28 protein-coding genes are annotated in these 25,452 nt (G+C 59.3%); 9 read left to right on the top strand and 19 right to left on the bottom strand.

Annotated elements, in window-relative coordinates; translation table 11 throughout:
• Window positions 1–76 precede the first annotated feature (76 nt).
• From AC1RN6_RS23165 to AC1RN6_RS23135, 7 genes are all read right to left on the bottom strand, one after another.
• A complete protein-coding gene (locus AC1RN6_RS23165; RefSeq protein ID WP_493007840.1) occupies window positions 77–2,194 on the bottom strand; it encodes a sodium-translocating pyrophosphatase in 2,118 nt (705 codons plus the stop codon).
• Between the two features lie 236 nt (window positions 2,195–2,430).
• Entirely contained in the window at window positions 2,431–3,087 is a 657-nt protein-coding gene (adk, locus tag AC1RN6_RS23160) for an adenylate kinase (protein WP_493007820.1), read from the bottom strand.
• Window positions 3,088–3,376: 289 nt separating this feature from the next.
• On the bottom strand, window positions 3,377–4,180 hold the full coding sequence (gene kdsB / locus AC1RN6_RS23155) for a 3-deoxy-manno-octulosonate cytidylyltransferase (protein WP_493007818.1): 804 nt from the start codon (window positions 4,178–4,180) through the stop codon (window positions 3,377–3,379).
• A gap of 57 nt (window positions 4,181–4,237) precedes the next feature.
• Window positions 4,238–4,447 (bottom strand): Trm112 family protein, encoded by a 210-nt coding sequence (locus tag AC1RN6_RS23150; RefSeq protein WP_493007817.1) that lies wholly within the window; start codon window positions 4,445–4,447, stop codon window positions 4,238–4,240.
• On the bottom strand, window positions 4,428–5,414 hold the full coding sequence (lpxK, locus tag AC1RN6_RS23145) for a tetraacyldisaccharide 4'-kinase (protein WP_493007839.1): 987 nt from the start codon (window positions 5,412–5,414) through the stop codon (window positions 4,428–4,430). The genes AC1RN6_RS23150 and lpxK overlap by 20 nt, the downstream gene beginning before the upstream one ends.
• A 90-nt stretch (window positions 5,415–5,504) precedes the next feature.
• Window positions 5,505–5,957 (bottom strand): ExbD/TolR family protein, encoded by a 453-nt coding sequence (locus AC1RN6_RS23140; protein ID WP_493007816.1) that lies wholly within the window; start codon window positions 5,955–5,957, stop codon window positions 5,505–5,507.
• A 12-nt stretch (window positions 5,958–5,969) separates the two neighbouring features.
• On the bottom strand, window positions 5,970–6,575 hold the full coding sequence (locus AC1RN6_RS23135) for a MotA/TolQ/ExbB proton channel family protein (RefSeq protein ID WP_050478527.1): 606 nt from the start codon (window positions 6,573–6,575) through the stop codon (window positions 5,970–5,972).
• A 340-nt stretch (window positions 6,576–6,915) separates the two neighbouring features.
• On the opposite strand from AC1RN6_RS23135, the gene xseA reads away from it, so the two are divergent.
• The 5 genes from xseA to AC1RN6_RS23110 all read left to right on the top strand — a co-directional run bounded on the left by xseA (window position 6,916) and on the right by AC1RN6_RS23110 (window position 11,291).
• Window positions 6,916–8,289 (top strand): exodeoxyribonuclease VII large subunit, encoded by a 1,374-nt coding sequence (gene xseA / locus AC1RN6_RS23130; protein WP_493007815.1) that lies wholly within the window; start codon window positions 6,916–6,918, stop codon window positions 8,287–8,289.
• A 190-nt stretch (window positions 8,290–8,479) separates the two neighbouring features.
• Window positions 8,480–9,058 carry a superoxide dismutase [Fe] gene (gene sodB, locus AC1RN6_RS23125; RefSeq protein WP_007876983.1) on the top strand — a complete coding sequence of 193 codons (579 nt, stop codon included), beginning with the start codon at window positions 8,480–8,482 and terminating at the stop codon, window positions 9,056–9,058.
• Between the two features lie 125 nt (window positions 9,059–9,183).
• On the top strand, window positions 9,184–9,570 hold the full coding sequence (locus AC1RN6_RS23120; RefSeq protein ID WP_493007814.1) for an OsmC family protein: 387 nt from the start codon (window positions 9,184–9,186) through the stop codon (window positions 9,568–9,570).
• Between the two features lie 317 nt (window positions 9,571–9,887).
• Window positions 9,888–10,589 (top strand): pirin family protein, encoded by a 702-nt coding sequence (locus AC1RN6_RS23115; protein WP_493007813.1) that lies wholly within the window; start codon window positions 9,888–9,890, stop codon window positions 10,587–10,589.
• A gap of 87 nt (window positions 10,590–10,676) precedes the next feature.
• A complete protein-coding gene (locus AC1RN6_RS23110) occupies window positions 10,677–11,291 on the top strand; it encodes an FMN-dependent NADH-azoreductase (RefSeq protein ID WP_493007812.1) in 615 nt (204 codons plus the stop codon).
• 92 nt (window positions 11,292–11,383) lie between these two features.
• On the opposite strand, the gene AC1RN6_RS23105 is transcribed toward AC1RN6_RS23110, so the two are convergent.
• The 8 genes from AC1RN6_RS23105 to AC1RN6_RS23070 all read right to left on the bottom strand — a co-directional run bounded on the left by AC1RN6_RS23105 (window position 11,384) and on the right by AC1RN6_RS23070 (window position 17,584).
• The gene (locus tag AC1RN6_RS23105; protein WP_493007811.1) at window positions 11,384–12,310 is read right to left on the bottom strand and encodes a LysR substrate-binding domain-containing protein; all 927 of its coding nucleotides are present in this window, start codon (window positions 12,308–12,310) and stop codon (window positions 11,384–11,386) included.
• 33 nt (window positions 12,311–12,343) lie between these two features.
• Window positions 12,344–13,267, bottom strand: coding sequence for a rhodanese-like domain-containing protein (locus tag AC1RN6_RS23100; protein ID WP_493007810.1), 924 nt, complete (start codon window positions 13,265–13,267; stop codon window positions 12,344–12,346).
• 85 nt (window positions 13,268–13,352) lie between these two features.
• Window positions 13,353–14,072, bottom strand: coding sequence for a YoaK family protein (locus AC1RN6_RS23095; protein WP_493007809.1), 720 nt, complete (start codon window positions 14,070–14,072; stop codon window positions 13,353–13,355).
• A gap of 1 nt (window position 14,073) precedes the next feature.
• Window positions 14,074–14,553, bottom strand: coding sequence for a DoxX family protein (locus tag AC1RN6_RS23090; protein ID WP_493007808.1), 480 nt, complete (start codon window positions 14,551–14,553; stop codon window positions 14,074–14,076).
• Between the two features lie 36 nt (window positions 14,554–14,589).
• The gene (locus AC1RN6_RS23085) at window positions 14,590–14,757 is read right to left on the bottom strand and encodes a XapX domain-containing protein (RefSeq protein ID WP_408166338.1); all 168 of its coding nucleotides are present in this window, start codon (window positions 14,755–14,757) and stop codon (window positions 14,590–14,592) included.
• Window positions 14,754–14,951, bottom strand: coding sequence for a DUF1427 family protein (locus AC1RN6_RS23080; protein ID WP_493007807.1), 198 nt, complete (start codon window positions 14,949–14,951; stop codon window positions 14,754–14,756). Before AC1RN6_RS23080 ends, AC1RN6_RS23085 begins: the two co-directional genes overlap by 4 nt.
• A 16-nt stretch (window positions 14,952–14,967) precedes the next feature.
• Window positions 14,968–16,827, bottom strand: coding sequence for an amidohydrolase (locus AC1RN6_RS23075; RefSeq protein WP_493007806.1), 1,860 nt, complete (start codon window positions 16,825–16,827; stop codon window positions 14,968–14,970).
• 103 nt (window positions 16,828–16,930) lie between these two features.
• On the bottom strand, window positions 16,931–17,584 hold the full coding sequence (locus AC1RN6_RS23070; protein WP_493007805.1) for a hydrolase: 654 nt from the start codon (window positions 17,582–17,584) through the stop codon (window positions 16,931–16,933).
• Window positions 17,585–17,678: 94 nt separating this feature from the next.
• On the opposite strand from AC1RN6_RS23070, the gene AC1RN6_RS23065 reads away from it, so the two are divergent.
• The 3 genes from AC1RN6_RS23065 to AC1RN6_RS23055 all read left to right on the top strand — a co-directional run bounded on the left by AC1RN6_RS23065 (window position 17,679) and on the right by AC1RN6_RS23055 (window position 20,177).
• A complete protein-coding gene (locus AC1RN6_RS23065) occupies window positions 17,679–17,918 on the top strand; it encodes a hypothetical protein (RefSeq protein WP_493007804.1) in 240 nt (79 codons plus the stop codon).
• A gap of 9 nt (window positions 17,919–17,927) precedes the next feature.
• Window positions 17,928–18,731 carry a 2,5-didehydrogluconate reductase DkgB gene (gene dkgB, locus AC1RN6_RS23060; protein WP_493007803.1) on the top strand — a complete coding sequence of 268 codons (804 nt, stop codon included), beginning with the start codon at window positions 17,928–17,930 and terminating at the stop codon, window positions 18,729–18,731.
• A gap of 420 nt (window positions 18,732–19,151) precedes the next feature.
• Window positions 19,152–20,177: an alpha/beta hydrolase gene (locus AC1RN6_RS23055; RefSeq protein ID WP_493007802.1), complete on the top strand. Its 1,026-nt coding sequence runs from the start codon at window positions 19,152–19,154 to the stop codon at window positions 20,175–20,177.
• Between the two features lie 74 nt (window positions 20,178–20,251).
• Here the strand turns inward: AC1RN6_RS23055 and AC1RN6_RS23050 are convergent, their stop codons facing one another.
• The 3 genes from AC1RN6_RS23050 to AC1RN6_RS23040 form a co-directional block, all read right to left on the bottom strand.
• Window positions 20,252–21,550, bottom strand: coding sequence for an MFS transporter (locus AC1RN6_RS23050; RefSeq protein ID WP_493007801.1), 1,299 nt, complete (start codon window positions 21,548–21,550; stop codon window positions 20,252–20,254).
• Between the two features lie 108 nt (window positions 21,551–21,658).
• Complete coding sequence (locus AC1RN6_RS23045) at window positions 21,659–22,093, bottom strand: MarR family winged helix-turn-helix transcriptional regulator (RefSeq protein WP_493007800.1); 435 nt, start codon at window positions 22,091–22,093, stop codon at window positions 21,659–21,661.
• A gap of 208 nt (window positions 22,094–22,301) precedes the next feature.
• Window positions 22,302–22,907 (bottom strand): winged helix-turn-helix transcriptional regulator, encoded by a 606-nt coding sequence (locus AC1RN6_RS23040; RefSeq protein WP_493007799.1) that lies wholly within the window; start codon window positions 22,905–22,907, stop codon window positions 22,302–22,304.
• A gap of 91 nt (window positions 22,908–22,998) precedes the next feature.
• Here AC1RN6_RS23040 and AC1RN6_RS23035 point away from each other — a divergent pair, with 91 nt between their 5' ends.
• Entirely contained in the window at window positions 22,999–23,466 is a 468-nt protein-coding gene (locus AC1RN6_RS23035) for a MaoC family dehydratase (protein ID WP_493007798.1), read from the top strand.
• Window positions 23,467–23,470: 4 nt separating this feature from the next.
• On the opposite strand, the gene AC1RN6_RS23030 is transcribed toward AC1RN6_RS23035, so the two are convergent.
• Window positions 23,471–25,390: a putative bifunctional diguanylate cyclase/phosphodiesterase gene (locus AC1RN6_RS23030; protein WP_493007797.1), complete on the bottom strand. Its 1,920-nt coding sequence runs from the start codon at window positions 25,388–25,390 to the stop codon at window positions 23,471–23,473.
• Between the last annotated feature and the right edge of the window lie 62 nt (window positions 25,391–25,452).

Raw genomic sequence — 25,452 nt, 5'->3', positions numbered from 1 at the left:
TGCTCTCCAATATAAAGACCGGCATGGAGTACCCATGCCGGTCGTTTTTGTGATCATCCTTGTGGGATGGGAAAGGCTATTTTCCCACGGGGACGCTCACAACAACAGCGGTTGTCTCAGTGACAGCGGCGGGAACAACCGCCGATGCAGCCGTCAACGCCGGTGCCGGCAACAAGGGCACCAGCAGCAAAGCCACGATGTTGATGATCTTGATCAGCGGGTTGACCGCGGGACCGGCCGTGTCCTTGTAGGGATCGCCCACGGTATCGCCGGTGACTGCCGCCTTGTGTGCGTCGGAACCCTTGCCGCCGTGATGACCGTCTTCGATGTACTTCTTGGCGTTGTCCCAGGCACCGCCGCCGGTAGTCATTGAGATAGCGACGAACAGACCGGTGACGATGGTGCCCATCAGCAGACCTCCCAGCGCCGCCGGCCCGAGCAGCAGACCGACGATGATCGGCACGATCACCGGCAGCAAGGACGGGATGATCATTTCCTTGATCGCCGACGAGGTCAGCATGTCGACGGCCTTGTCGTACTCGGGCTTGCCGCTGCCGTCCATGATGCCTTTGATCTCGCTGAACTGGCGTCTCACCTCGATCACCACGGCGCCGGCTGCACGCCCCACCGCTTCCATCGCCATCGCGCCGAACAGATAGGGAATCAGGCCGCCGATGAACAGGCCGACGATTACCATCGGATTGGACAGATCAAAGGATGTACTCTTGCCTACCGAGTCCAGCGCATGGGTGTAATCAGCGAACAGCACCAGCGCTGCCAGCCCTGCCGAGCCGATGGCGTAACCCTTGGTCACCGCCTTCGTGGTGTTGCCGACGGCATCCAGCGGATCGGTAATGGCGCGCACCGATTCCGGCATGCCTGACATTTCGGCGATGCCGCCGGCGTTGTCGGTGATCGGACCATAGGCATCCAGCGCCACGATGATCCCGGCCATCGACAGCATCGACGTCGCAGCAATCGCAATGCCGTACAAACCCGCCAGCCAGTACGAAGCCAGGATCGCCACGCACACCGCCAGCACAGGATACGCCGTCGACTTCATCGACACGCCCAGCCCGGCGATGATGTTGGTGCCGTGGCCGGTGGTGGAGGCTTCGGCGATATGCCGGACCGGCTTGAAATCGGTGCCGGTGTAGTACTCGGTGATGTAGACCATCAGACCGGTCAGCACAATGCCGACTACCGCCGAACCCATCATCGGTATGCGCAGCTCAGGCGGCATCACGGTCCACGTGACAATCGCGAAACCGACCAGACTCAATCCTGCCGCCCACCACAAGCCGGTGTACAGCGCCGACATGATTTTCTTGCCCGGCGCCACCTTGACCATCATGCAGCCGATGATCGACGCCAGAATCGACACGCCGCCAAGCAGCAGCGGATACAACACTGCCAGCACTTCCGCCCCCTTGAGCAGCAGGCTGCCGAGCAGCATGGTCGCAATCAGCGTAACCACATAAGTTTCGAACAAGTCCGCCGCCATGCCGGCACAGTCACCGACATTGTCCCCGACGTTATCGGCGATCACCGCCGGATTGCGCGGATCGTCTTCGGGAATCCCCGCTTCGACCTTGCCCACCAGATCGGCACCGACGTCCGCGCCCTTGGTGAAAATGCCGCCGCCCAGACGCGCAAAAATGGAAATCAGCGAAGCGCCGAACGCCAGACCGATCAGGGGCTGGATGGCATCATGCAGCGACGGCGCATTGCCGACGCCACGCAGGAACAGCCACCAGAAAAACAGCACCACGCCCAGCAAGCCCAGCCCGACCACCAGCATGCCGGTGATCGCGCCGCCGCGAAACGCCACGTTGAGCGCCTCGTTCATGCCTTTGGTCGCCGCCTGCGCGGTGCGCACATTAGCGCGCACCGAGACGTTCATGCCGATGAAACCGCACGCGCCCGACAATACCGCGCCGATCAGAAAACCGAGCGCCGTAATCCAGCCGAGGCCGGGAATCAATGCGATGACGATGAAGAGCACCACGCCGACCAGCGCGATAGTGCGGTATTGACGCGCCAGATAAGCTGCGGCGCCTTGCTGAATGGCGGCTGCAATGTCCTGCATGCGCTGGTTGCCGGGGTCTTGCTTGAGAATCCAACTGCGGGAAATGAGACCGTAGATCACTGCGACGACGCCGCATGCTACGGCAAACCATAAGGCTCCTGCCATCATGTCTCCTCCTTGTTATCACGACAAAGTAAACAATCACGACCTTCTGCATCGCCGCTCTTCTTCGGCTGATGCAGACACTGCGCACTGCAAAACTTTACGTCGCCCTTTTTCTTATGGATCTTTTATGTGATGCCGGGCTATACCCCTTTGCTGCTTCTGCCTGCTCCCTGCTGATGTTACCGCTGCGTCCCGATTAGGGGCGTAAAAAAAGCGGACACATGGTCCGCTTCATTTTATGCCGACAGTGCCTTAAATGCACTCTCTCTGATTTGCTCTACCGGTCCGACGCCGGCGATCTTGCGATATTGCGGCGCGCCGGGTTGACCCGACTCTGCCCATTTGCCGTAATAGCCGACCAGCACTTCGGTCTGTTCGTGATACACCGACAGACGCTTCTTGACGGTTTCTTCCTTGTCGTCATCACGCTGGATCAGCGCTTCGCCGGTAACGTCGTCCTTGCCTTCGACCTTCGGCGGATTAAACTTGACGTGGTAAGTGCGGCCCGAAGGCTGGTGCACGCGACGGCCGCTCATGCGCTCAACAATGGCGCTGTCGGGAACGTCGATTTCCAGCACGTAGTCGATGGTGACGCCGGCATCCTTCATGGCGTCGGCTTGCGGGACCGTGCGCGGAAAACCGTCAAACAGGTAACCGTTGGCGCAATCAGCCTGCTTCAGGCGATCCTTGACCAGACCGATGATGATGTCGTCGGACACCAGACCACCTGCGTCCATGACCTTCTTGGCTGCGATGCCCAGCTCCGTTCCGGCAGCGACGGCGGCGCGCAGCATGTCTCCGGTCGAAATCTGCGGAATGTTGTATTTTTCCTTGATAAAAGTGGCTTGCGTACCTTTACCGGCACCAGGCGCTCCTAGAAGGATGAGGCGCATATTTTTTCCTAAATTGAAGTTTTGAATTCTGTTGCGATGGCCACTGAACGTACCAACTTATCCAATTGCTGCCATCGAAGGCGATTGTCTCTGTTGACGCCGTGTATCTCTGCTCTGTACGAAACTTACCACAAAATCTTACCAGATCATGACAAACGCCTATTTTTTAGGCAGCCTGTTTCACTGAATTATCACTGGTGAGAATGACAGCAGACTTACAAAGCCGCAGCCGATGAATACGCAGAAACGATACGAATCGTATCGAAACGGGCGCATCAGCGATAAAAAATTACAAGGCGGAAATTGCCGTGACCAGCGGGCTGTCCGGCGGCGCTTCGAAATGCTTGCGCACGCGTTCCAGATCTTCCGGCGTATCGACGCCGGCTTCCGGCAGCAGCGATGTCACGTGCACTGCAATCGAATAGCCGTGCCAGAGCACGCGTAATTGCTCAAGCGCTTCGATGCGCTCCAGCGGCGACGCAGTCAGCGTCGGATAGATCTGCAGGAATTTGTTGGTGTAGGCGTACATGCCGATATGGCGCAGCGGCGCGAACTCATGGCTGTGCAGCTCGGACAGGCTTTCCTTCGACTGCGCAAAACCGTCGCGATGCCAGGGAATCGCCGCGCGCGAGAAATACATGGCGCGGCCTTCCTTGTTCAGCACCACCTTGACGACGTTGGGATTGAACATCTCCGGCAGCAGTTCGATGCTGTGCGCTGCGGTCGCCATCGGCACATCCGATTTGATATGACCAGCGGTAGCCGCGATCAGGCCCGGATCGATCAGGGGTTCGTCGCCCTGCACATTCACCACCACGGCGTCGTCGGCCAGATCCAGCGCAGCCGCCACTTCAGCGATGCGATCAGTGCCGGAAGGATGATCGGCGCGCGTCATGGCGACGTCAATGCCGTGTTGCTCGCAAGCGGCGTAGATATCACGGTGATCGGTTGCCACCACGATACGCGCCGCACCCGACAAGGCCGCCCGCTCCGCCACGCGCACGATCATCGGCTTGCCGCCGAGATCAGCCAGGGGCTTGTTCGGCAAACGGGTGGAAGCAAGGCGCGCGGGAATGATGACGGTAAAGGACATGGCAGGTGCAATCAGACGGTCAGCAAAACAGAAACGGGACTAAGGGCAGACAGGTGTTTATTCGGCAGCCGGCGCAACCGGAGCAGCCGCTATCGCGGGTGCGGCGCCGAGATCGCGCGCTTCGTCGGCCCACATGATAGGAATGCCGTCGCGGATCGGATAAGCCAGCTTGTCGCCGTTGCAAATCAGTTCCTGGGCTTTTTTGTCGAACTCGAGCGGTCCCTTGCAAACGGGGCAAACGAGAATATCAAGCAGTCGGGCGTTCACGGAGTTTCTCCACTATATGTTCAGCCAGCGCGCCGTCTATGCGCGCCGTCACGGGCACGACCCAGATACGCGGGTCGTTTTTGATGGCCTCAATTGCCCTGCATTTTACTGCATCCTTCTCGGTGATCAGGATCAACGCGGCTGACAGGCCGGCAAAAGGGTTCTGCGCGAAATCATAGTGATCTGGCAATGCAATCGCTTCAAAGTTCAGACCGGCCTGGCGCAGCGTGGCAAAAAAACGCGACGGATTGCCGATGCCGGCGACGGCGGCGATGCCTTCGGCCTGACTCAATGCTTCCAGCGGCTGTTTGCAGGAACGGTCCTGCAACAACTCCACCTGACCGGTCACCAGCTGCATGGCGACAGAACCGGCGGGAGCAGCGGTCACATCGCCGTCGCTGCCGACATTGCACACCGTGAAGTCGCGGCGGCGCGAAACAGGTTCGCGCAGCGGCCCTGCCGGCAACAGCCAGCCGTTGCCGTTGCCGCGCGCATCCGACAAAACGATCTCGACGTCGCGCGCCATGGCGTAATGCTGCAGGCCATCGTCCGACACGATCACATCCACCTCGGGATGCGCCGCCAGCAAGGCCTCAGCAACGGCGACGCGCGCGCGTCCGACCATCACCGGGCAAGCGGCACGTTCAGCGATCAATAAGGGTTCATCACCGACATCCTGCGCCTGCGATGCGGAAGTCACTTCACGCACCTCCCCCAGCTTGGAGCCATAGCCGCGCGAAATCACGCCCGGCGTGTAACCGGCCTGACGCAAGGCTTGCACCAGCCAGATCGTCAGCGGTGTCTTGCCGGTGCCGCCGACAAAGATGTTGCCGGCCACAATCACCGGCACCGGCAAACGCGTCGCCTGTTTGAAGCCAAGCCGATACAAGGCGCGCCGCACCAGTGCAATCAGCCCGAACAGCAGCGACAGCGGCCACAGCAGGCAGGCCAGCCAGCCGCGCCGCATCCAGGCGCGCGTCAATGCGGATTCAAGGGAAGCGTGATCGGACAAAAGTGGGCCTGGTCAGAGAAACGGGGGCAGTGGCGCAATTACTTATTACTTGCCGCTGCTGCTTTGCGCAGCAAACGTCACCCGCGAAAAACCGGCCGTGCGCGCCGCTTCCAGCACGTTGATCACGGTCTGATGCGCTGCCAGCGCGTCGGCGTTGATGATCACTACGGGATCAGCCCTGGCAGTGCCGGCAGCAACATTGGCTTCATTCGCCTTGACCGCGCTTTGCAATTCCCTGGCGATGCCGCTGACGTCGCGCGCAGCAATCTGCACGTTGTTGATGGCGTAATGCCCCTGCGCGTCGACGGCGACGTTCAGCTCAAACGGCTGCTCCAGCGCCTTCTCGGCGTCGGCAGTCGGCAGCGTGATCTGCAAGGCGGTGAACTTGCTGTAGGTCGTAGTCACCATCAGGAAGATCACGATCACCAGCAAGACGTCGATGAAAGGGATCAGGTTGATTTCCAGATCTTCCCGTCCGCGGCCTTTGCGAAAATTCATGGCGATTCCTCTTTACTGACGCGCGCCGTGCACAACGTCGACGAACTTGACCGCTTGCTGTTCCATGTCGACCACAAAGCCGTCAACTAACGCGCGGAAGTGGCGGTAAAACACCAGCGCCGGCATCGCAATCGCCAGGCCGAAACCGGTGTTGTACAGCGCAATCGAAATACCGTGCGCCAGTTGCGCAGGGTTAGTGCCGGCGGCGTTTTGCGAGGCAAAGATTTCGATCATGCCGATGACCGTGCCGAACAGCCCCATCAGCGGCGCCAGCGAGGCAATCGTGCCCAGCGTGGTCAGATAACGTTCCAGACGGTGCGCGGCAGCCTGGCCGGCTTCTTCGATGGCTTCCTTCATGACTTCGCGCGGCGCATCGACGTTGCGCAAACCGGCGGCGAGCACCTGGCCCAGCGGCGAATTCTGCTCCAGCTTGTCGATCACATCTTCGTTGACGCGGCCAGACTCATAGACACGCACCACTTCCGGCAGCAGGTCTTCAGGAAGGATGCGCGAGCGGCGCAGGTACAAGAGTCTTTCGATGACCAGCGCAAGGCCGATGACGGAGGCGATCAACAACGGCCAGATCGGCCAACCTGCGGCTTGGATGATTTCGAACAAGAGAGACTCCTTTGTGAACTGAACGGACTGGATACAGATTAGATACGGCTGACTACGAACTGAATATATACGGATTAATTTTCCGGTGCAGAATGTAACGCGTTGCCCCCCTGCCCGGCAAGGTCAAGATGCATTTTGCCGGACGCCGCGCTCAAACAGCTTTAGAATCGCGCTTTGCAAGCCTGTGCACTTTACCCACATTTTCTGTGCATAACTTTGTGAACAAGCGCGTGGCAATGCCTTAAGCCCCTTGATTTCAAAGCGTTTTTTAAAACTGAGCAGAAACGATGCACAGCATGGACAACACGACCGCAAGACTACCCGATCCCACGCCAGCACCATGACTTTCGACGATTTCTCCAGCCCTTCGCCATCCGCCGCGCCTTCCGGTCCGCCGGTGCTCGCCGTCTCGGCGCTCAATCAAGCGGTAGCGCGCGTGCTGGAACGGACATTTCCGCTGGTCTGGGTATCGGGCGAAATATCCAATTTTACCCGCGCTGCATCGGGCCATTGGTATTTCACGCTCAAAGATGACGCCGCCCAGGTACGCGCCGTGATGTTCAAGGGCCGCGCACAGCATGCCGGTTTTTCGCCGCGCGAAGGCGACAAGGTCGAAGTGCGCACGCTGGTCACGCTCTACGCGCCGCGCGGCGACTATCAGCTCAACGTCGAAGCGATCCGCCGCGCCGGAGTCGGCAATCTCTACGAAGCCTTCCTGCGTCTGAAAGAAAAGCTGGAACACGAAGGCCTTTTCGATCCCGGCCGCAAGCGGCCCCTGCCGGTTTTCCCGCGCTGCATAGGCATCGTCACCAGCCCGCAGGCAGCGGCGCTGCACGATATCCTGACCGCACTGCGCCGCCGCGCCCCGCATGTGCGCGTGATCCTGTATCCGACGCCGGTGCAAGGTGAAGGCGCCGGCGCCAGAATTGCGCGCGCCATCCAGACTGCGTCACAGCGCGCCGAATGCGACGTGCTGCTGGTCGGTCGCGGCGGCGGCAGCATGGAAGACTTGTGGGCCTTCAACGATGAAGCCGTCGCCCGCGCCATCGTGGCTTGCCCGGTACCGGTGATTTCCGGCGTGGGCCACGAGACCGATTTCACAATTGCCGATTTCGCCGCCGATCTGCGCGCGCCGACGCCGACCGCCGCCGCTGAATTGTGCGCCACGCCCCGCACTGAATGGCTGGCCGAATTGCACAGCCATGCACTTGACCTGACACGTGCCTTCAAGCGCCAGTTGACCGAACGCAGCCAGACCGTTGACTGGATGTCGCGCCGCCTAGTCAGCCCGACCGCCTACATCACGCATGAGCGCGTCAAACTCAACGCGCTGCAAGCCAGACTGGAACACGCCACCCGCACGCCGGTCACCAAAGCACGCTACCAGTTGCAACATCTGCAGATGCGCCTGCAAAACCGTCTGCCCGACACGCGCGCCGCGCGCCTCGTACTGAGCGACCGCCAGCGCCGCATCGGCAACGCCGTCGCCCGGCTCAACCAGCACCGGCGCCAGTTGCTGGCAGCGCAAAACGCCCAGCTTGAATTGCTCAATCCCCAACGCACGCTGGAGCGCGGCTACGCCATCGTCACCGACAGCAAAGGCAAGGTCTTGCGCGCGCCCTCGGAGCTGCAACCACGCAGCAATGTGACGCTGCGCCTGGCCGAAGGCAGCGCCGAGGTGGGTATCGCCAGCGTCCAGCCGACGCTTGATTGAGGCCTGATTGAGAATCATCACGTTTTACAAGGACGATGCGGGCCGCATGGGGACATTTCCTACATTAAATACCGACAGTCGATACCTGTTTGCGTAGGCTGCGGAGAGTGCAAAGAATCGCTATCCGCTTTAGAATCACAGACTCAGAATAAAAACCTTGTTTTAATCAACAAACCCGAAAGGATTCACCATGGCGCATACCCTACCGGCATTGCCTTACGAACTCGACGCACTGGCACCTACCATCTCCAAGGAAACGCTCGAATATCACTACGGCAAGCACCACCAGACCTATGTGACCAATTTGAACAACCTGATCCCTGGTACTGAATTCGAAAACCTGTCCCTCGAAGACATCATCAAGAAGTCCTCCGGCGGCGTGTTCAACAACGCAGCACAAATCTGGAACCACACTTTCTACTGGAACGGCCTGACCCCAAAGGGCGCCGGCGCTCCAAGCGGTGCACTGGCTGACGCCATCAACGCCAAGTGGGGTACTTTCGACGCGTTCAAGGCTGAATTCACCAAGCAAGGCCTGGCCAACTTCGGTTCCGGCTGGACATGGCTGGTCAAGAAAGCCGACGGCACGCTGGACATCGTCAACACCACCGGCGCCGGCACACCGCTGACCACCGACAGCAAGGCGCTGCTGACCATCGACGTCTGGGAACACGCTTACTACATCGACTATCGCAATGCACGCGCGAAGTATGCAGAAGCATTCTGGGGCATCGTGAACTGGGATTTCGCAGCGAAGAATTTCGCATAAGCAAATCCGTTTTTCGCTCTTGAAAAAAGCCTGCCTGCGTGCAGGCTTTTTTTACGTCCGGTGAAAACTTGAAAATGGAATGTGCAACAATCATCCATCCCCATCCTGCATTGAAGGAGAACACCATGGCGACCATCCACCTGCACAACGACACCGGCTACGCACAACGCATCCGCGCCCGCACCCACCAGTTGCAAGCGGATGAACCGGCCAACAATGGCGGCACGGATACCGGCCCGGCGCCTTACGAGCTGCTGCTGGCTGCGCTGGCCGCCTGCACCTCGCTGACCTTGCGCATGTATGCCGACCGCAAGGGCTGGGATGTCGGCACCATCCATATCGACGCGCGTTTTTCGCGCGACGACTGCGGCCTGGAAAACATTGAACGCACCGTCACCTTCGGCAATGCACTGACGCCGGAACAGATCACGCGCCTCGGTGAAATTTGCGAAAAGACCCCCGTCACCAAAACCCTGCGTGAAGGCACGCCGATACGCACTGCCTTCGTCTGAAATCATGCGGCCTCATCCGGCATCCGGCATCCGGCATCAGGCCGATGGATTTTCGATTCTCATCGAAAATAATGATCAATCACATACAAATTTCATGTAATCAGCACCAAAATACGGCCTAGATATAAAAATTAATCGTTTATTATCAATCACTTATAAATATCATCGAATTATTCGATGATAGCCCGCAAATCTTTCCGTTTTTCTTTTCATTTCGCCCCGCGCATACTCCGTTCTGTCCACTTAATCATGCAAACAAGAAGGCAGTTTTCCAAGGTGGAAAACGCCCTTGCCAGCACTAACCGACGGAGAAAATCATGCTTCAAATTCGCAAAAGCAACGAACGCGGTGTCGCCGATCACGGTTGGTTGAATTCGCACCATACATTTTCATTCGGCCATTACTACGATCCGGAACATGTCGGCTTCGGTCCGCTGCAAGTCATCAATGAAGACCGCGTGACACCAGGCATGGGCTTCGGCACACACGGCCACAGCGACATGGAAATCATCTCCTATGTCCTCGATGGCGCACTGGAACACAAGGACAGCATGGGCACAGGTTCGGTCCTGCACTATGGCGACGTCCAGCGCATGAGCGCCGGCAACGGCGTGCGTCACAGCGAGTTCAACCACTCGAAGACGGAGCCGGTGCACTTCCTGCAGATCTGGATCCAGCCGAACGTGAAAGGTATTCCGCCAAGCTACGAAGAGAAGAATTTCACTCCGGAGCAAAAGCAAGGCCAGCTGCGCCTGATCGCTTCGTCTGATGGCCGCGACAACTCGGTGCTGATCCATCAGGATGCATCGATCTTTGCCTCGATCCTGAACGGCGATGCCAAACTGGAACACGCACTGGCCGCCAAACGCCTGGGCTATGTGCACCTGATCCGCGGTCAGCTGACCGTCAACGGCAAGCAATTGTCCGGCGGCGATGCGATCAAGATCAGCGCAGAAAGCCTGATTACGTTCGAGAAGGCGGAAGCGGCTGAATTCCTGCTGTTCGACCTGCCTTACTAATCCATCAACGCAAACAAGTCATGCACTGCCACTGCGGCGGTGCATGGCTTCCTACACCCAAACACAACGCACACTCAAGGAAAAATCATGGCAAACATTCTCTTCATCAACAGCAGCGCACGCAGCACCGGCTCGATCTCGCGTCAGGTCGCGGGCGAATTCGTCGCCAAGCTGCAAGCATCCCAACCAGGCAGCGTCGTGGTCGAACGCGATGTCGCCGCCAACCCGATTCCTCACCTGGATGAGCAAAAGCTGGGCGCGTTCTTCACCCCTGCCGACAAGCGCAGCGCCGAGCAGCAAGAACTGGTGAAAGTTTCTGAAGAACTGATTGCTGAAGTCAACGCCGCCGACATCATCGTCATCGGCGCACCGATGTACAACTTCTCGATCACGTCGACGCTGAAGACCTGGATCGATCACGTGGCGCGCGCCGGCGTGACATTCAAGTACACCGAAACCGGCCCGGTCGGCCTGATCCAGGGCAAGAAGGTTTATGTCTTCACTTCGCGCGGCGGCGTGTACAGCGAAGGTCCTGCCAAGGTCATGGACTTCCATGAAACCTATCTGCGCGGCGTGCTGGGCTTCATCGGCATGACCGACATCACCTTCGTGCACAGCGAAGGCCTGGGCATGGGCGAAGCGGCTGTTGAAAAAGCCATCGCACAGACCCGTGAAACCATAGTCACGCTGGTTGCTGCCTGATCGATTTGCCGCCTGGTCGAGCCGACAGGCGCCCATAAAAAAAGCGCGGCAGCCACAAGCTGTCGCGCTTTTTTACGTCTGTTCAGGAGCGGCTACAAACCGCCGTCGGCAATCTGCGACAGCATGCGCCTGAGGATGTCGGTTTCGCGCATGCGCTTGAGCCACCAGCTCAACGCCGCGCCCTCTTCACCCACGCGCCACGCCAGCGAGAAAGTTTCTTCCGCGCGCGGCTCTTCCACTTCCTTCACGATCAGCGCGCCGGAGGCAATCGACTTCTGCACGCACGGTTCCGGCAAGAATCCAAAACCTACGCCGGCCAGTTGCAAGGCGTACTTGCTGCGCATGTCCGGCACCGTCAAGGTATCCTGCCCGAACAGCAGCCCGACGGTGCGCGGCGGCATCTTGCGTGCCGAGTCCGCCACGCTGATGGCACGATACGGATGCAGGTCGGCCTTGCTCAGCACCTTGTTCATTTTTGCCAGCGGATGATGCGGCGCGACCACGAAGACGAATTTCACCGTACCGATTTGCTCGGCGACATAACCGCCGCCAGCCGGACCTTCACCCGGCGCGGCGATAAGCAGATCGACGCGGCGATCGAGCAAGGCTTCCCAAGTGCCGGCCAGCGATTCGCGTGCGATGCGCAGGCGCGTGCGGTCGGCGACCTGGTAGAAGGCGACGATGTCAGGCTCCAGCGATGCCGCCGAATACAGCGAATCGAGGCCGATCGTGAATTCTGTTTCCCAGCCCGAGGCCACGCGGCGCACGCGATGTTCCAGATCCTCCGCGGCCTTGAGCAGATAGCGCCCCTCTTTCAGTAATTCTTCGCCGGCGCGCGTGAGCACGACCTTAGGACCTTGCCGCTCGAATACCTGCACGCCGAGGTCTTGCTCCAGCTTCGATACGGTGTAGGAAATCGTCGACGGCACGCGATGCAACTCAAGACCGGCGGCGGAAAACGAACCGCGCCGATCGATAGCATCGAGGATCAACAAGGCGTCGAGACTGATTCTGAACATGGGAATGAATCGAAAGAGAGATGAAAAAGCCGATCAGGCTTCAACGGAATAACCGGCAGCGACCCAGGCGTCGATACCGCCGGTCAACGGCCGCACACGCTTGTAGCCGCGCCGCATGAGCGCTTTGGCAACCAGCGCGGCCGAGGCTTCATTGGGACAGGCGCAATAGACGATAACTTCATCCTCCATCGGCGCATCGAAGGCAAAGGTCTGGATCTCCTGATTGGAAATCGTCACCGCGCCCGGAATGCGTCCGGCTTGTTGCGATGCCGGCGAACGCACGTCGACGATGGTCGGCCGCACGCCGCTCTTGAGCAAACCATCCAGTTCACCCACGGAGATGCGTGCCATATCCAGCGATCTGCGAAAACGGCGGCGCTGCCACCACTTGCTGGCGACGAACACGGCAAACCCGACCGCCACCAGAATCATGCCGTATTGACCAAGCTCAGCCAGCACGTTGAGCACATCGTCAATCGCGGTATTGAACAAGCCGCCGAGGAAAATCGCTACGCCGGCCCACAAGGCCGCACCGATGCCGTCGTACAAAATGAATTTGCCGCGCGAGGTACCGACTGTGCCGGCCAGCGCACTGGCAATCGAGGCAAAACCGGGGATGAATTTCGCCACCAGCAGCGAGCGCGCACCCCAGCGCGCATAGATGGATTCGGTCTGGCGCACGCAGGAATCGGGAGAGAGAGAAATGCGGCACAGCGTCGACATGATGCGGCGGCCGTAGCGCCGCCCGGCGAGATACCAGACATAGTCGGCAATCAGTGCGGCCACCACCGCCACCAGCAACAGCAGTACAACGGGATACTGGCCGCGGTAGGCCAGTGCGCCGGTGATGACCAGCGTCGGATAAGCAGGGATCGGTGCGCCGAGCTGTTCAGTCAGCACGTTCAGGAATACGATGATCAGACCGTACTGTTCAATCAGGTGATACAAATAAGTCATCGCCGCACCGCTACCCTTGTCTGTCGATCTGCAGTATGACCTGCAGATCTCTATTTTTGACGCCCGAATTCAGCCCAGGCGCTCATTATAGGGTTGAAGACGTTGCCGCTCCCGACTTTCGTCCCGGATATTCCGCCCAGATCATTGCCACCAGAATCGCTGCAGGCAGCAGCAAAGCCAGAAACAAGGCAGAACGATAGGCAAATGCGCCGCCGATAGCACCCACGCCGAAGGCGACGATGGGCCAGAAAAATTTAACGCAGCGCTGGTGCACGCTCTGATCTCCCGCACCCCGCACGATATCCACGACGTCGATCACCAGTTGCGTGACGTTACCGGTCATGACTGTACTTGGCGCCGACTGCGGCAAAATCAAGCGCGCCGCAGCGTTCTGCACACCCATCGCCGCCGCGCCGAACATGCCTGCCAGCAAGGCTGTCGTGGCTCTCGCATCGGCCACGCCGACCGGAGCAATGCTCTGCCCCAGCCCCATGAACACCAGCAAGAACAGCAGTTGCAACCCCAGAATATAAGGCAGTGCCGGCTTGCCGCTGCGCTCCAGCCAGAGCACCGCCATCCGCGTCAGGATCACCGATCCGATAAAGGCGGGAAACGCCAGAAACTTGATCAGCACACCATGCGAAGGATTCGCCAGCTCGCTGCCGATCAGCACGAAGTTGCCCGTGACGTGCGCCGTGAACAATCCGAACAAGGCGACAAAACCCACCGTATCCACATAACCTGCCAGGAAACTCATGGCGACGCCCTGGCAGGTCGCACGAGGAATGTTGCGGATCGCGTTCATCTCAGTCCTCGGCTTTTTGGCTCAATGCGGCATCAATCGAAAACCTGCCTGCGCCCATCAGTGCAATGCTGCCGAACACGATCATCAGCAACCAGCCGAACTGACCTTCGGCGATGCTCCAGTCGGCATGGACCAGAAACATCGACACGCTCAGCAGGACCAGCACGGCGACACTGGCCAGACGCGTCAGGATGCCGGGCACGATCAGCACCGGACACAGGACTTCAGCGAAAATTGCAAAGCCCAGCGTGAAGGCGCGGCCGACATGCAGCGGGTCATCGATGTGCTGCAGCTCGCCGGCGAAGTTGATGATCTTCGGCAGGCCATGCACATACAGCAACAGCAAGGCGCCGGAGAGGCGCAGGAACAGCAAGCCGAGATCCTGTGCCGGCGCCCACAGCAGGCGCGGCAGCCAGGTTTGTTTTACAGCCTGTGCGGCTGATGCGGTTGATGCGGTTGATGCGGTTTGATACGTTTGCATGATGATGCTCCTTCGTTGGAAATCAAAAATCAGAAATTAAAAATGACCAACCAGGACAAACCCGGCGACCACATAACCCAGCGTCATTGCCACCACCAGCGATGCACCGACCGGTGTCGGCGGCGTCGGTGACGGCAAACCGAACCAGCGGCAGACCGCACCGATCAGGGCGCCCAGCACGGCGCCGGTAAAGAGCGCGCTCATGCTTTCACCTCTGCGGCCTTGGCAGTACGCGAAGCCAGGTAACGATCCACCAGCCAGTAGCCGCTGCTCATCGTGAAGACCAGCAACGCACCGCTGAGGACCGGCGGCGACGGCACCGGAATCTGCGCCAGATGGCAGCAGAAGCCGACTACAAAGGACAGAAGCAGTCCCCAGATCACTTTGGAATAAGACATTTTTTTAATCTCCAGATCAGAAAGCGAAGCAGCTGCAACCGAGCGCGCCCCAGAAGCCCGAGAAGTTCGAGGCGGGCACCGACGAGCGGCGGGCGACATCATGCGAGTGGGCGTGCACGCTGCAGGCGCCCGCGCATTGATGCGGCATCGCGGATTGTTTTTGTTGAGCGCCCGCCGACTTTGCCACCGGACGGTAGTGGCCAGGCACGGTCTTCACCGGCGACCAGTCAGGCAAGACCGGGATCGGCGGCGGCGCCAGCGGATCGAACTCGGCAGCACCGTAGACGATCTTGCCGCCAACCACGGTCATTACCGATTCGATGGCCTTGATGTCCTCTTCCGGTACGCTGAAAAAGTCCGAAGACAGCACCACGAGATCGGCCAGCTGACCGTCCTTGATGCGGCCTTTTTTGCCCTGTTCGTTAGAGAACCAGGCGCTGCCGGCGGTCCACAGTTCGAGTGCAGTTTCACGCGGCAAGCCGGCTTCAGCCAGTTGCAGGCCGCCGACGGTCTTGCCGGACACCAGCCAGTACAGAGCAGTCCACGGGTTGTAGCTGGCAACGCGGGTGGCATCGGTGCCGGCGCCGACAGGTACGCCCATGTCGAGCATGCGCGCTACAGGCGGTGTTGCCTTGGCGGCTTCCTTGCCGTAACGGTCAACGAAGTATTCGCCCTGGAAGGCCATGCGATGCTGGATCGCCAGGCCGCCGCCGAGCTCACGCACGCGCTCGATGTTGCGCGGCGAAATGGTTTCGGCGTGGTCGAACATCCAGTGCAGGCCATTGAATGGAATCTCTCGGTTCACTTTCTCGAAGACGTCGAGCATGCGGCTGATCGATTCGTCGTAGGTCGCATGCAGGCGGAACGGCCAGCGGTTCGACACCAGATGGCGCACCACCTTTTCGAGTTCGTCTTCCATGCCGACGGCCAGTTCCGGACGCGGCTCCAGGAAGTCTTCAAAGTCGGCCGCCGAGAACACCAGCATTTCACCGGCGCCGTTGTGGCGATAGAAATCGTCGCCCTGCCCCGGCGTAATCATGTCGGTCCAGCGCTGGAAGTCTCCCAGCTCCTTGCCTTTGTTCTGCGTGAACAGGTTGTAGGCAATACGCACGGTGAGTTGCTGCTCGCGCGCCAGCTGGTCGATGATGGCGTAGTCTTCCGGATAGTTCTGGAAACCGCCGCCGGCGTCGATGGCGCTGGTAACGCCGAGACGATTGAGTTCGCGCATGAACTGGCGTGTGGAATTGACTTGCTGGTCCAGCGGCAGCGACGGACCTTTGGCCAGCGTCGCGTACAAAATCATGGCGTTGGGACGGGCGATCAGCATGCCGGTCGGATTGCCGCTGGCATCGCGCTGAATTTCGCCGCCCGGTGGATTCGGTGTGTCCTTGGTATAACCGACGGCGCGCAAGGCGGCGCGGTTGAGCAAGGCGCGGTCGTACAGGTGCAGGATGAAAACCGGGGTGTCAGGTGCTGCGGCGTTGATTTCGTCGAGCGTCGGCATGCGGCGTTCGGCAAACTGGAATTCGGTCCAGCCGCCGACCACGCGCACCCATTGCGGATGCGGAGTGCGCAGAGCTTGTTCGCGCAACATGCGCAGAGCGTCTGCCAGCGAAGGCACGCCTTCCCAGCGCAGTTCAAGGTTGTAGTTCAGGCCGCCGCGGATCAGGTGGATGTGCGAATCGTTCAGGCCTGGCACGACGCTGCGGCCGTTGAGGTCGACCACCTGGGTCTTGCCGTTGCGGTGGCGCATGACGGCTTCGGCATCGCCGACAGCGAGGAACTTGCCGTCCTTGATCGCTACGGCACTTGCCAGCGGTTGTTCTTTGTCGATGGTGTGGAATTTTCCGTTCAGCAGAATCAGGTCGGCGCTCATGTTCACTCCTGGAGGTAGTCGTTATGGTTTGTCAGGGGGATTTCTACAACTGCGGGATCCTGATGTTGATTAAATCAGGATCCCGCCTGAAGCTCAGCAAGGATTAATGGCCTTCCGAAGCATTGAACATGGTCTTTGCATAAATCAGGCCCAGACCGTAAGCGCCGCCGTTGGCAATCGCAGTTGCCACGGTCTCGTTGTAAGTCTCGGTGCGTGCCCAGTCGCGTTGCAGTTCGAGCAGGTATTGCAGCGAGGTCATCGGACGTGCGCCCAGCTGGATCATGCGCTCAATGGCGCGTTGGTGCGCTTCATTCGAGACGTCACCGCTGGCGTCGGTGATCACATACACTTCAAAGCCCTGATCCAGCGCCGACAGTGCAGGACCGACGATGCATACCGAAGTCCACAGGCCGGCCAGCACGATTTTTTCCTTGCCGATGGCGTTGACGCGGTCCGCGATGCGTGGGTCTTCCCAGGTATTCATGCTGGTGCGGTCGATCACTTCTTCGTTCGGGAACACCGATTTGATTTCATCGAAGATCGGGCCGGAGAAGGACTTTTCGGCGACGGTTGTCAGAATTGTCGATACCTTGAATTCCTTCGCGGCCTTGGCGACCAGGGCGACGTTGTTGCGCAGGGTGACCATATCGATCGAGTGCGTCGCAAACGACATCTGCGACTGATGGTCAATCATGATCAGGGTGTGGTTGGTTGGGTTCAACAGTGTTTTGCCTGGTTGTGCTTTTGCGATTGCCATGATGTTCTCCTGAGGTATGTGCGATTAATTCGATAAGGGTTAGTGCTTCGTTTGGTGTCCGTCTTTCTCTGTGCCGTTCACCATGGAGCGAAGTATGGGCGAACAAGGAACGAATGAAAAACGGAAAGATTGGGGATCAATTATCGAAATATTCGAAAATAGATTTCAAACCGCTCAGCGTGAATATATTTGCCTCGCAAGCAATAAAGTTTTGCTTTCCACCCTATTTTTGCAACAGCTCTTTGACCCCATACTTCAATCCATGCAGGGGCCTACAAACACTCCCCCTGTCTCCACCATTGCGCCGGCCTGCGTCCGCGCTTCACCTCCATAAAGGAAAACCATGAACAACATTCCCGCTTTCGGCCTCGGCACCTTCCGCCTGAAAGACCAGCAAGTCATCGACTCGGTCACTAACGGCCTGGAACTCGGCTATCGCCATATCGACACCGCCCAGATCTATGGCAATGAAGCCGAGGTCGGCAAGGCGATCGCCGTCGGCAAGGTGGCGCGCAAGGAGCTGTTCGTCACCACCAAGATCTGGACCGGGAATCTGGCCAAAGACAAACTCATCCCCAGCCTGAAGGAAAGCCTCGCCAAACTGCAGATGGATCAGGTCGATCTGACGCTGATCCACTGGCCGGCACCGAACGACAGCATCGCCGTCGCGACTTATATGGAAGCGCTGGCCGAAGCCAAGGCGCAAGGCCTGACGAAGCTGATCGGCGTGTCGAACTTCACCATCGCGCATCTGAAGCAAGCCATCGACGCCGTCAGCGCCACGGAAATCGCGACCCAGCAGATCGAGATCCACCCTTTCCTGCAAAACCGCAAGCTGGTTGACTTCACACGCGGTCAAGGCATCCATCTGACTGCATATATGCCACTGGCTTATGGCAAGGTGATGACCGACCCGGTGATCGTCGAAATCGCCAAGGCCCATCAGGCCAATCCGGCGCAGATCGCGCTGGCGTGGTCGCTGCAGCAAGGTTTTGCCACCATCCCGTCGTCGACCAAGCGCGCCAACCTGGAAAGCAATCTGGCGGCAAAAGATATCCGCCTGACGGATGCGGAGATGGACGCCATCTCCCGGCTTGATCGCAACGACCGCCTTGCCAATCCCGACTTTGCGCCGCAATGGGATTGAGCTGAATTCGCAACGACCGCCTTGCCAATCCCGACTTTGCGCCGCAATGGGATTGAGCTGAATGCCAGGTTCTCTTCCCGCCTGGCGGATGAGAAAGCGATACGCACCCCGCCTGTATGGCTGATGCAGGCGGGGTTTTGTTTTTGCCGCACTGTTTTTTCCCGGCCCTGCTTTTACCCGGCACTCCCTTCTCAACATGTTGCGTGTTGTATTTTTATTTTTAAATTGCTTGCAATTTAATTTTCATCAATTTAATATTCACCCCATGCACTAACCGAACGAACCGGTCGCCGACGACAGAGCGGCCCCAACGAAGAGGATGGCGCATGCATCACGCATTGCAATACTGAAACACCAAATATATTGCGCACAATTTAATTGCTTGATTTAAAACTACCTCCGACCCCGAAAGGAAACATCATGAAATCGATCAAACAACTTCTCGCCCTCAGCGCCGTCGCACTGGCTGCAGCTTCCACCGCGCAAAGCGCCACTGCCGCTTCGGTAGAACCGCAGACTCAGGGTTTCCTCGACGTGCTTTCCGCAGCCGGCGGCCCTCCGATCTACACACTGACTCCTGAACAAGCCCGTAATCTGCTGGCAGGCGCACAGGCAGGCAAGGTCGCCAAGCCAGCCGCCGACATTGAAGACCGCGTGATCCCGGTCGGTCCGACCGGCAGCACACGCATCCGCATCCTGCGCCCGCAAGGCAACAAGGAAACCCTGCCGGTGGTGATGTACTTCCACGGCGCAGGCTGGGTGATGGGCGACGTCAATACGCATGATCGCCTGGTGCGCCAGATCGTTGACGGCGCCAAGGTCGCCGTGGTGTTTGTCGATTACGACCGCTCGCCGGAAGCTCGTTATCCGATTGCCATCGAGCAGGACTATGCCGCAACCAAATACGTTGCCGAGCACGCTGCCGAATTTAACGTCGATGCGAGCCGCCTGGCGATTGCCGGCGATAGCGTGGGCGGCAACATGACTGCGGTCGTTAGCCTGTTGGCGAAAGAACGCAAGGGTCCGGCGATCAAGTATCAGGTGCTGTTCTATCCGGTGACCGACACCAATTTTGAAAACGGTTCGTACAACCAGTTCGCCAACGGCCCCTGGCTGACCAAGGAAGCGATGAAGTGGTTCTGGAACGCCTACCTGCCGGCCGGCGCCAACCGCAAGGATCCGCATATCGCGCCGCTGAACGCGACACTGGAACAGTTGAAGGATCTGCCGCCGGCACTGGTCATCACTGATGAAAACGATGTGCTGCGCGACGAAGGCGAAGCCTACGCCGCCAAGCTGGCCAAGGCAGGCGTACCGGTGACACAAGTGCGCTACCTCGGCACCATCCATGACTTCGTGATGCTCAATGCGCTGGGCGATACACCAGCGGCGAAGAGCGCTGTCGATCTGGCGACTTCCAGCCTGCGCAAAGCGCTGGCGAAGTAATCAAAGCCGGGCAATAAAAAAACCGCCCGCTCCTTTTCAGGACGCGGGCGGTTTTAGTGGGATCGCCTGCAGAGTTACGCTGCTACTGCCACCGGCTTGCCGTGCTGCTCACCCTTGATGCGCAACACCATGACAGCGCCGATCAGACAGGCCACGCCCATCAGTATCGACGACGCCGTGTAATCGCCGAGGTTGGCGCGCATGAAGCCAGATATCGTCGTGGCGGCAGCGGCGCCGAGCTGATGGCCGGCGACGATCCAGCCGAATACGACAGGCGCCGCCAGACGACCGAACACATCATTGGCCAGACGCACGGTCGGCGGTACGGTAGCGATCCAGTCAAGTCCGTAAAAGACTGCGAACACGGTCAGACCGAAATAGTCGAGACCAAATGCGTACGGCAGGAAGATCAATGCAATACCGCGCAGACCGTAGTACCAGAACAGCAGCACGCGTGGATTAAAGCGATCCGACAACCAGCCCGACAAGGTGGTGCCGACCAGATCGAGCATGCCCATCGCCGCCAGGATGCTGGCGCCGCCGACTTCGGAAATGCCATAGTCGTTGCACATGGCGATGAACTGCGTGCCGATGTAGCCGTTGGTGCTCATGCCGCAGACGAAGAAGCTGAAAAACAGCAGCCAGAAGTCGCGCACCTTCATCGCCTGACGCAGCGAATCGAAGGCGATTGCCAGCGGATTGCGCTGCTTGACCTCGGCATCGGCAGGCGCATCAGCGGCCTGGCCGTAACGGCGCAAACCGACGTCGGATGGACGCTCCGGCAGGAACAGCGCCACCAGCGGCACCGCCACGGCAGCCACGATGGCGACCAGGAAAGCCACCGAACGCCAGCCGTAATGTTCCACCATCGATGCCATCAGCGGCAGAAAAACCATCTGTCCGGTCGCCGCGCTGGCGGTGAGCAGACCCATGGCCAGACCGCGGCGCATTTCAAACCAGCGGCTGACAATTGTCGCACCCAGCGTGTTGGCCGCGACACCGGTACCCGAGCCGACCAGCAGACCCCAGGTCATGACCATATGCCATGGCATTTGCATCAGCGTACTCAGGGCCGTGCCGACCGACAGCAACACCAGCGCGCCCATCACTACCGGACGAATGCCGAAGCGCTGCATCGCTGCCGCTGCGAACGGTCCGATCAGGCCATACAGGGCGATGTTGAAGGAAATCGCCAGCGAGATGGTGGAACGATTCCAGCCGAACTCATGCTCCAGCGGCAGGATCATGACCGACGGCGTGGCGCGGATGCCGGCCGACGTCAACAGGACAAGGAAGATGACGGCGACCACCACCCAGGCATAACTGAATCGGTGTGAGGTGCGCGTGGCGATGGCTTGCGTGACTTTATTCATGACGCTCAATCAAAGGTGGAATAAAAAAGATGAATAAAAAACCATCAATGCAGACTGCATTGATGGTGCTCATGGCGATGTACTGCAAACGACCCGGTCACGGCCGGATCAGGCTTCCTGCAATTTGTCGTAGGCGTTGTCTACCATGTTCGACAAGGCTTCATGCATGTCTTCACCCAGCAAACCATCGATCTCCAGCTGCGCCTCTACCCAGTTATGACGAGCCGCTTCCAGCTTGGCCTTGCCGGCCGCGCTCAGGGTCAGCCCGAACGAACGCTTGTCGACGTGCTCGTCCGGCGGCATGTCGACAGTAGCAATCCAGCCGGCGGTCATCAGCGGCTTGATGTTGCGGCTCAGGGTGCTGCGATCCATGCCCATCTCAGCCGCCAGGCGGAGATTGGCGATGGAGCCGTGCTTGCCCACCCGGCTCAGCAGCGAATACTGGCTGATAGTCAGCTCGTCCGGCAGCAAATGGCGGTCGTAAATCGACGTGATGCGGCGGGTAAGCCTGCGCAAACGGGTACAAGTGCACTGGTTAAACATGATTCATCCGGCTTTCTGAACAAAGCTTTTCAACTGGTCTCAATTTCAATTTATCAATGCATATGCATTGATGTATATGCATAGTAGCGATCGAACAAGAGGCTGTCAAGCCCGCTCGTTATGCACCTCGGTATCGGGGACAAAAAAATGGCGCCTTAACAACGGCGCCAGGGAGACGAAAACGAAACTTGCGCGCTCCGGCGCTTTCTCAGGCGCTCTTCTTCGCTGCCGCCTTCTTGCGCGGCGCTTTGGCAGGCTTGGCAGGTTCGGCTGCCGACGGTTGGAGCGCGGTATCGGCGCCCGCACCATCATTGGCAGCCTCGGCGGCACGTTCACGCGCAAAGTTGATGCGGCGGATCATGCTCTCGTTGGCTTGCGGGCCCGGAGTGAAGACGAATTCAGGCGAGGTCAGCGGCTTGCCGCTCTTGCGGTCGACCATGATCGGCTCGGCCACTTCGCCCGAAGTCGAATCGACCAGCAGCACGCTCGGACCTTCGGGGGCAAAATGCTTGTTGCCCCAGCTGTTGAGCGCGACCAGAATGGAACGGAAATCGCGGCCCAGGTCGGTCAAAACATATTCATAGCGTGGCGGACGTTCGCTGTACTGGCGGCGCTCCAGCAGGCCGGACTCGACCAGCGAGTTGAGGCGGCGCGTGAGCATGTTGGGCGCAATGTCCAGGCTCTTCTGAAACTGGTCGAAGCGCGTCAGCCCGTGCATCGCATCGCGCAGGATCAGAATGCTCCACCATTCACCCACGCGTTCGAGCGTGCGGGCGACCGGGCATTGCATGTTGCCAAAGCTTTTACGTTCCATAGACAAGTCCCATCAAGCTGATTATCATTCGACTGAACAACTTACTATCATTTTGATACCTACATTATAAAACAACTCGAGGGAGACTGCCATGCCTGAAATGTCCAACGCGCCACTGTATCTGGAAGACTTTACCGCCGGACAGAAATTCAGCGTCGCCGCGACCGAAACGCTGAGCGCCGGCGACATCAAAGCCTTCGCCGCCAGTTACGACCCGCAGCCCTTCCATATGGATGAAGCGGCAGCGGCGCAGAGTTTTTTTGGTGGCCTGGCGGCCAGCGGCTGGCACACGGCGGCGCTGACCATGCGCCTGCTGGTGAAGACGCTGCCGATCAAGGGCGGCGTCATCGGCGCAGGTTTTGAAGAGTTCCGCTGGCCGCGTCCTACCCGTCCGGGCGACGTCCTGCGCGTCGAAGTCGAGGTGCTCGAGTTGAAATTCTCACAGTCGAAACCGCAGCAGGGTTTTCTCAAGCATCGCGTCACGACGTTCAATCAGAACAACGAACCGGTGCTGGTCATGACCGGCAACCTGCTGGTGCCGCGCCGGCCATCGAACTGATTGCCTAGTTCTCGAAGATGAACTGGGTCGCCTTGTCGGCCGACAAGGGACGGCCATAGAAGTACCCCTGAATCTCGTCGCAGCCCCAGGCGCGCAGCAACTCGCGCTGGCTGGCTGTTTCGACGCCTTCGGCGATGACCGACAAACCGAGATGGTGGCCGAGGTTGATGACCGCCTGCACGATCGCCGCGTCTTCGCTGTTGGGGCGCAGATGGCGAATGAAGGACTGGTCGATCTTCAGCTTGTCGATGGAGAAGCGTTTGAGATAGGCCAGCGAAGAATAGCCCGTACCGAAGTCGTCAATCGCCAGCGTCAGGCCGCGCTTGCGCAGATCTTCCAGCAACTCGATGGTGCGTTCGACATCGCGCATGACGATGCCTTCGGTAATTTCCAGTTCGATGAAGGACGGATCGATCTGGCTTTCGCTCAAGGTCTCGGTGACGCGGCGCAGGAAGGATGGATGGTGGAACTGGCGCGGCGAAATGTTGACCGCGATGACGAACTTGCGCGGCGTCTCCAGACTCCAGATCTTCGCCTGACGGCAGGCCTCGGCCAGCACCCAGTCGCCGATCGGCACGATCAGACCAGACTCTTCGGCCAGCGGGATGAAGTCGGCCGGCGAAATCAGCTCGCCGTTGCGGCGCCAGCGCACCAGCGCCTCGAAGCCGACCAGCCGGTCATCCGTCAGACCTTGCTGCGGCTGGAAGTGCAGCTCCAGTTCATTGCGTTCGATGGCGTGACGCAGTTGCGCTTCCAGTGCCAGACGCTCCTGGGCGCGCGTGTTGAGCGCATTCGAATACTGCACAAAGCAATCGCCGCCGGCGTCGCGCGCCGCCTGCAACGCCGCATCTGCATTCTGCAGCAGATGCGCGGGTTCGGCGCCGTCGCGCGGATACTCGGCGCCGCCCATGCTCATGCTGGAAAAAATCTCATGCTGGCCGAATTCAAACGGCTGGCGCATGTATTCCTGCAGGCTCGACAAGGCTTCCTGAAAATTCACATGGTCGCCCTTGGACTTGTACAGGATCGCGACATTGGCGCCGTTGAGACGGAACACTTCGCCGCCGTGGCGTTCTGCCGCGCGCTTGATACGGCCCGCCATCTCCTGCATCAGGCGATCGCCAAAGGCGTGGCCGAGACCGCCGACGACGCGCTCAAAACGGTCGATCATGCCCAGTACCACCGTGTGCGGCTGATCTTCCATGGTCTTGAGACGGCGCTCGAACGAGCCGCGGTGCGCCAGGCCGGTCAACGGATCGTGAGCTGCTGCAAAAGCCAGCGCATTCTCCGAGCGGAAGCGCGCCCATACGTGATACATCATGAACAAGGCCACCAGCAGCATACCTACGCTGTACACGTGCACCAGCCACGAAATCTGATCGACACCGGAGTTCGCCATCTCGCCGACACGGTATACCGATCCCTCGACGTCCAGCTTGGCTTTGTCGAGCAGGTTGCGAATCGTGTTGGTTTTGACGTTGAGATCGCTCAGCAAGGCGCGCGCCTGATCGCGATTGGCGGTTGGCGTCAGCAACAGCTTTTCCAGCGCCGGCCCCATTGCCAGCACGGCATCATAGTTGCTGACCAGCGCCGACATCTGCGCCGTCTGCCGCAGGTCGCGGCGGACGAACTCGAAATTGGCGCGCATCTGTTCGGCGGCGACGGATTCAATGTGATCGAAGCGATCGCGGCCAACGGAAGCCACGTAGTATTTGTTCAGCGCCAATTGATAGCGCAGCAAGGCGCTTTCAAAATCCGAGAGATGACGCAGGGTCGGAATGTTTTCCTTCAACAGCGGGGTTGTTGACGAACGAATATCATTGGCCGTGCGCGCCATGGCAAAAAACAGCGCGATGCCGGCGGCAATCACGACCACCAGCAAACCGTAAATCGCCCAGCGATAACGTCGGCTGACTACTTGCATAAAAAGAACCCCAGCGAAGAGACCCACCCCCGGAAGCCGCGTCGCCGTCGATAGTATAAGGG

The organism is Herbaspirillum sp. GW822-FHT03A08 (assembly GCF_058801885.1).
The sequence above is the reverse complement of the archived record's forward strand: the minus strand, read 5'-3'. Positions and strand labels throughout refer to the sequence as shown.

Coding starts and splice junctions, on each gene's coding strand:
- AC1RN6_RS23165 (WP_493007840.1), bottom strand. CDS start 2,194: ATGGCAGGAGCCTTATGGTTTGCCGTAGCATGCGGCGTCGTCGCAGTG.
- adk (WP_493007820.1), bottom strand. CDS start 3,087: ATGCGCCTCATCCTTCTAGGAGCGCCTGGTGCCGGTAAAGGTACGCAA.
- kdsB (WP_493007818.1), bottom strand. CDS start 4,180: ATGTCCTTTACCGTCATCATTCCCGCGCGCCTTGCTTCCACCCGTTTG.
- lpxK (WP_493007839.1), bottom strand. CDS start 5,414: ATGCGGCGCGGCTGGCTGGCCTGCCTGCTGTGGCCGCTGTCGCTGCTG.
- AC1RN6_RS23140 (WP_493007816.1), bottom strand. CDS start 5,957: ATGAATTTTCGCAAAGGCCGCGGACGGGAAGATCTGGAAATCAACCTG.
- xseA (WP_493007815.1), top strand. CDS start 6,916: ATGACTTTCGACGATTTCTCCAGCCCTTCGCCATCCGCCGCGCCTTCC.
- sodB (WP_007876983.1), top strand. CDS start 8,480: ATGGCGCATACCCTACCGGCATTGCCTTACGAACTCGACGCACTGGCA.
- AC1RN6_RS23120 (WP_493007814.1), top strand. CDS start 9,184: ATGGCGACCATCCACCTGCACAACGACACCGGCTACGCACAACGCATC.
- AC1RN6_RS23115 (WP_493007813.1), top strand. CDS start 9,888: ATGCTTCAAATTCGCAAAAGCAACGAACGCGGTGTCGCCGATCACGGT.
- AC1RN6_RS23110 (WP_493007812.1), top strand. CDS start 10,677: ATGGCAAACATTCTCTTCATCAACAGCAGCGCACGCAGCACCGGCTCG.
- AC1RN6_RS23105 (WP_493007811.1), bottom strand. CDS start 12,310: ATGTTCAGAATCAGTCTCGACGCCTTGTTGATCCTCGATGCTATCGAT.
- AC1RN6_RS23100 (WP_493007810.1), bottom strand. CDS start 13,267: ATGACTTATTTGTATCACCTGATTGAACAGTACGGTCTGATCATCGTA.
- AC1RN6_RS23095 (WP_493007809.1), bottom strand. CDS start 14,072: ATGAACGCGATCCGCAACATTCCTCGTGCGACCTGCCAGGGCGTCGCC.
- AC1RN6_RS23090 (WP_493007808.1), bottom strand. CDS start 14,553: ATGCAAACGTATCAAACCGCATCAACCGCATCAACCGCATCAGCCGCA.
- AC1RN6_RS23085 (WP_408166338.1), bottom strand. CDS start 14,757: ATGAGCGCGCTCTTTACCGGCGCCGTGCTGGGCGCCCTGATCGGTGCG.
- AC1RN6_RS23080 (WP_493007807.1), bottom strand. CDS start 14,951: ATGTCTTATTCCAAAGTGATCTGGGGACTGCTTCTGTCCTTTGTAGTC.
- AC1RN6_RS23075 (WP_493007806.1), bottom strand. CDS start 16,827: ATGAGCGCCGACCTGATTCTGCTGAACGGAAAATTCCACACCATCGAC.
- AC1RN6_RS23070 (WP_493007805.1), bottom strand. CDS start 17,584: ATGGCAATCGCAAAAGCACAACCAGGCAAAACACTGTTGAACCCAACC.
- AC1RN6_RS23065 (WP_493007804.1), top strand. CDS start 17,679: ATGGGCGAACAAGGAACGAATGAAAAACGGAAAGATTGGGGATCAATT.
- dkgB (WP_493007803.1), top strand. CDS start 17,928: ATGAACAACATTCCCGCTTTCGGCCTCGGCACCTTCCGCCTGAAAGAC.
- AC1RN6_RS23055 (WP_493007802.1), top strand. CDS start 19,152: ATGAAATCGATCAAACAACTTCTCGCCCTCAGCGCCGTCGCACTGGCT.
- AC1RN6_RS23050 (WP_493007801.1), bottom strand. CDS start 21,550: ATGAATAAAGTCACGCAAGCCATCGCCACGCGCACCTCACACCGATTC.
- AC1RN6_RS23045 (WP_493007800.1), bottom strand. CDS start 22,093: ATGTTTAACCAGTGCACTTGTACCCGTTTGCGCAGGCTTACCCGCCGC.
- AC1RN6_RS23040 (WP_493007799.1), bottom strand. CDS start 22,907: ATGGAACGTAAAAGCTTTGGCAACATGCAATGCCCGGTCGCCCGCACG.
- AC1RN6_RS23035 (WP_493007798.1), top strand. CDS start 22,999: ATGCCTGAAATGTCCAACGCGCCACTGTATCTGGAAGACTTTACCGCC.
- AC1RN6_RS23030 (WP_493007797.1), bottom strand. CDS start 25,390: ATGCAAGTAGTCAGCCGACGTTATCGCTGGGCGATTTACGGTTTGCTG.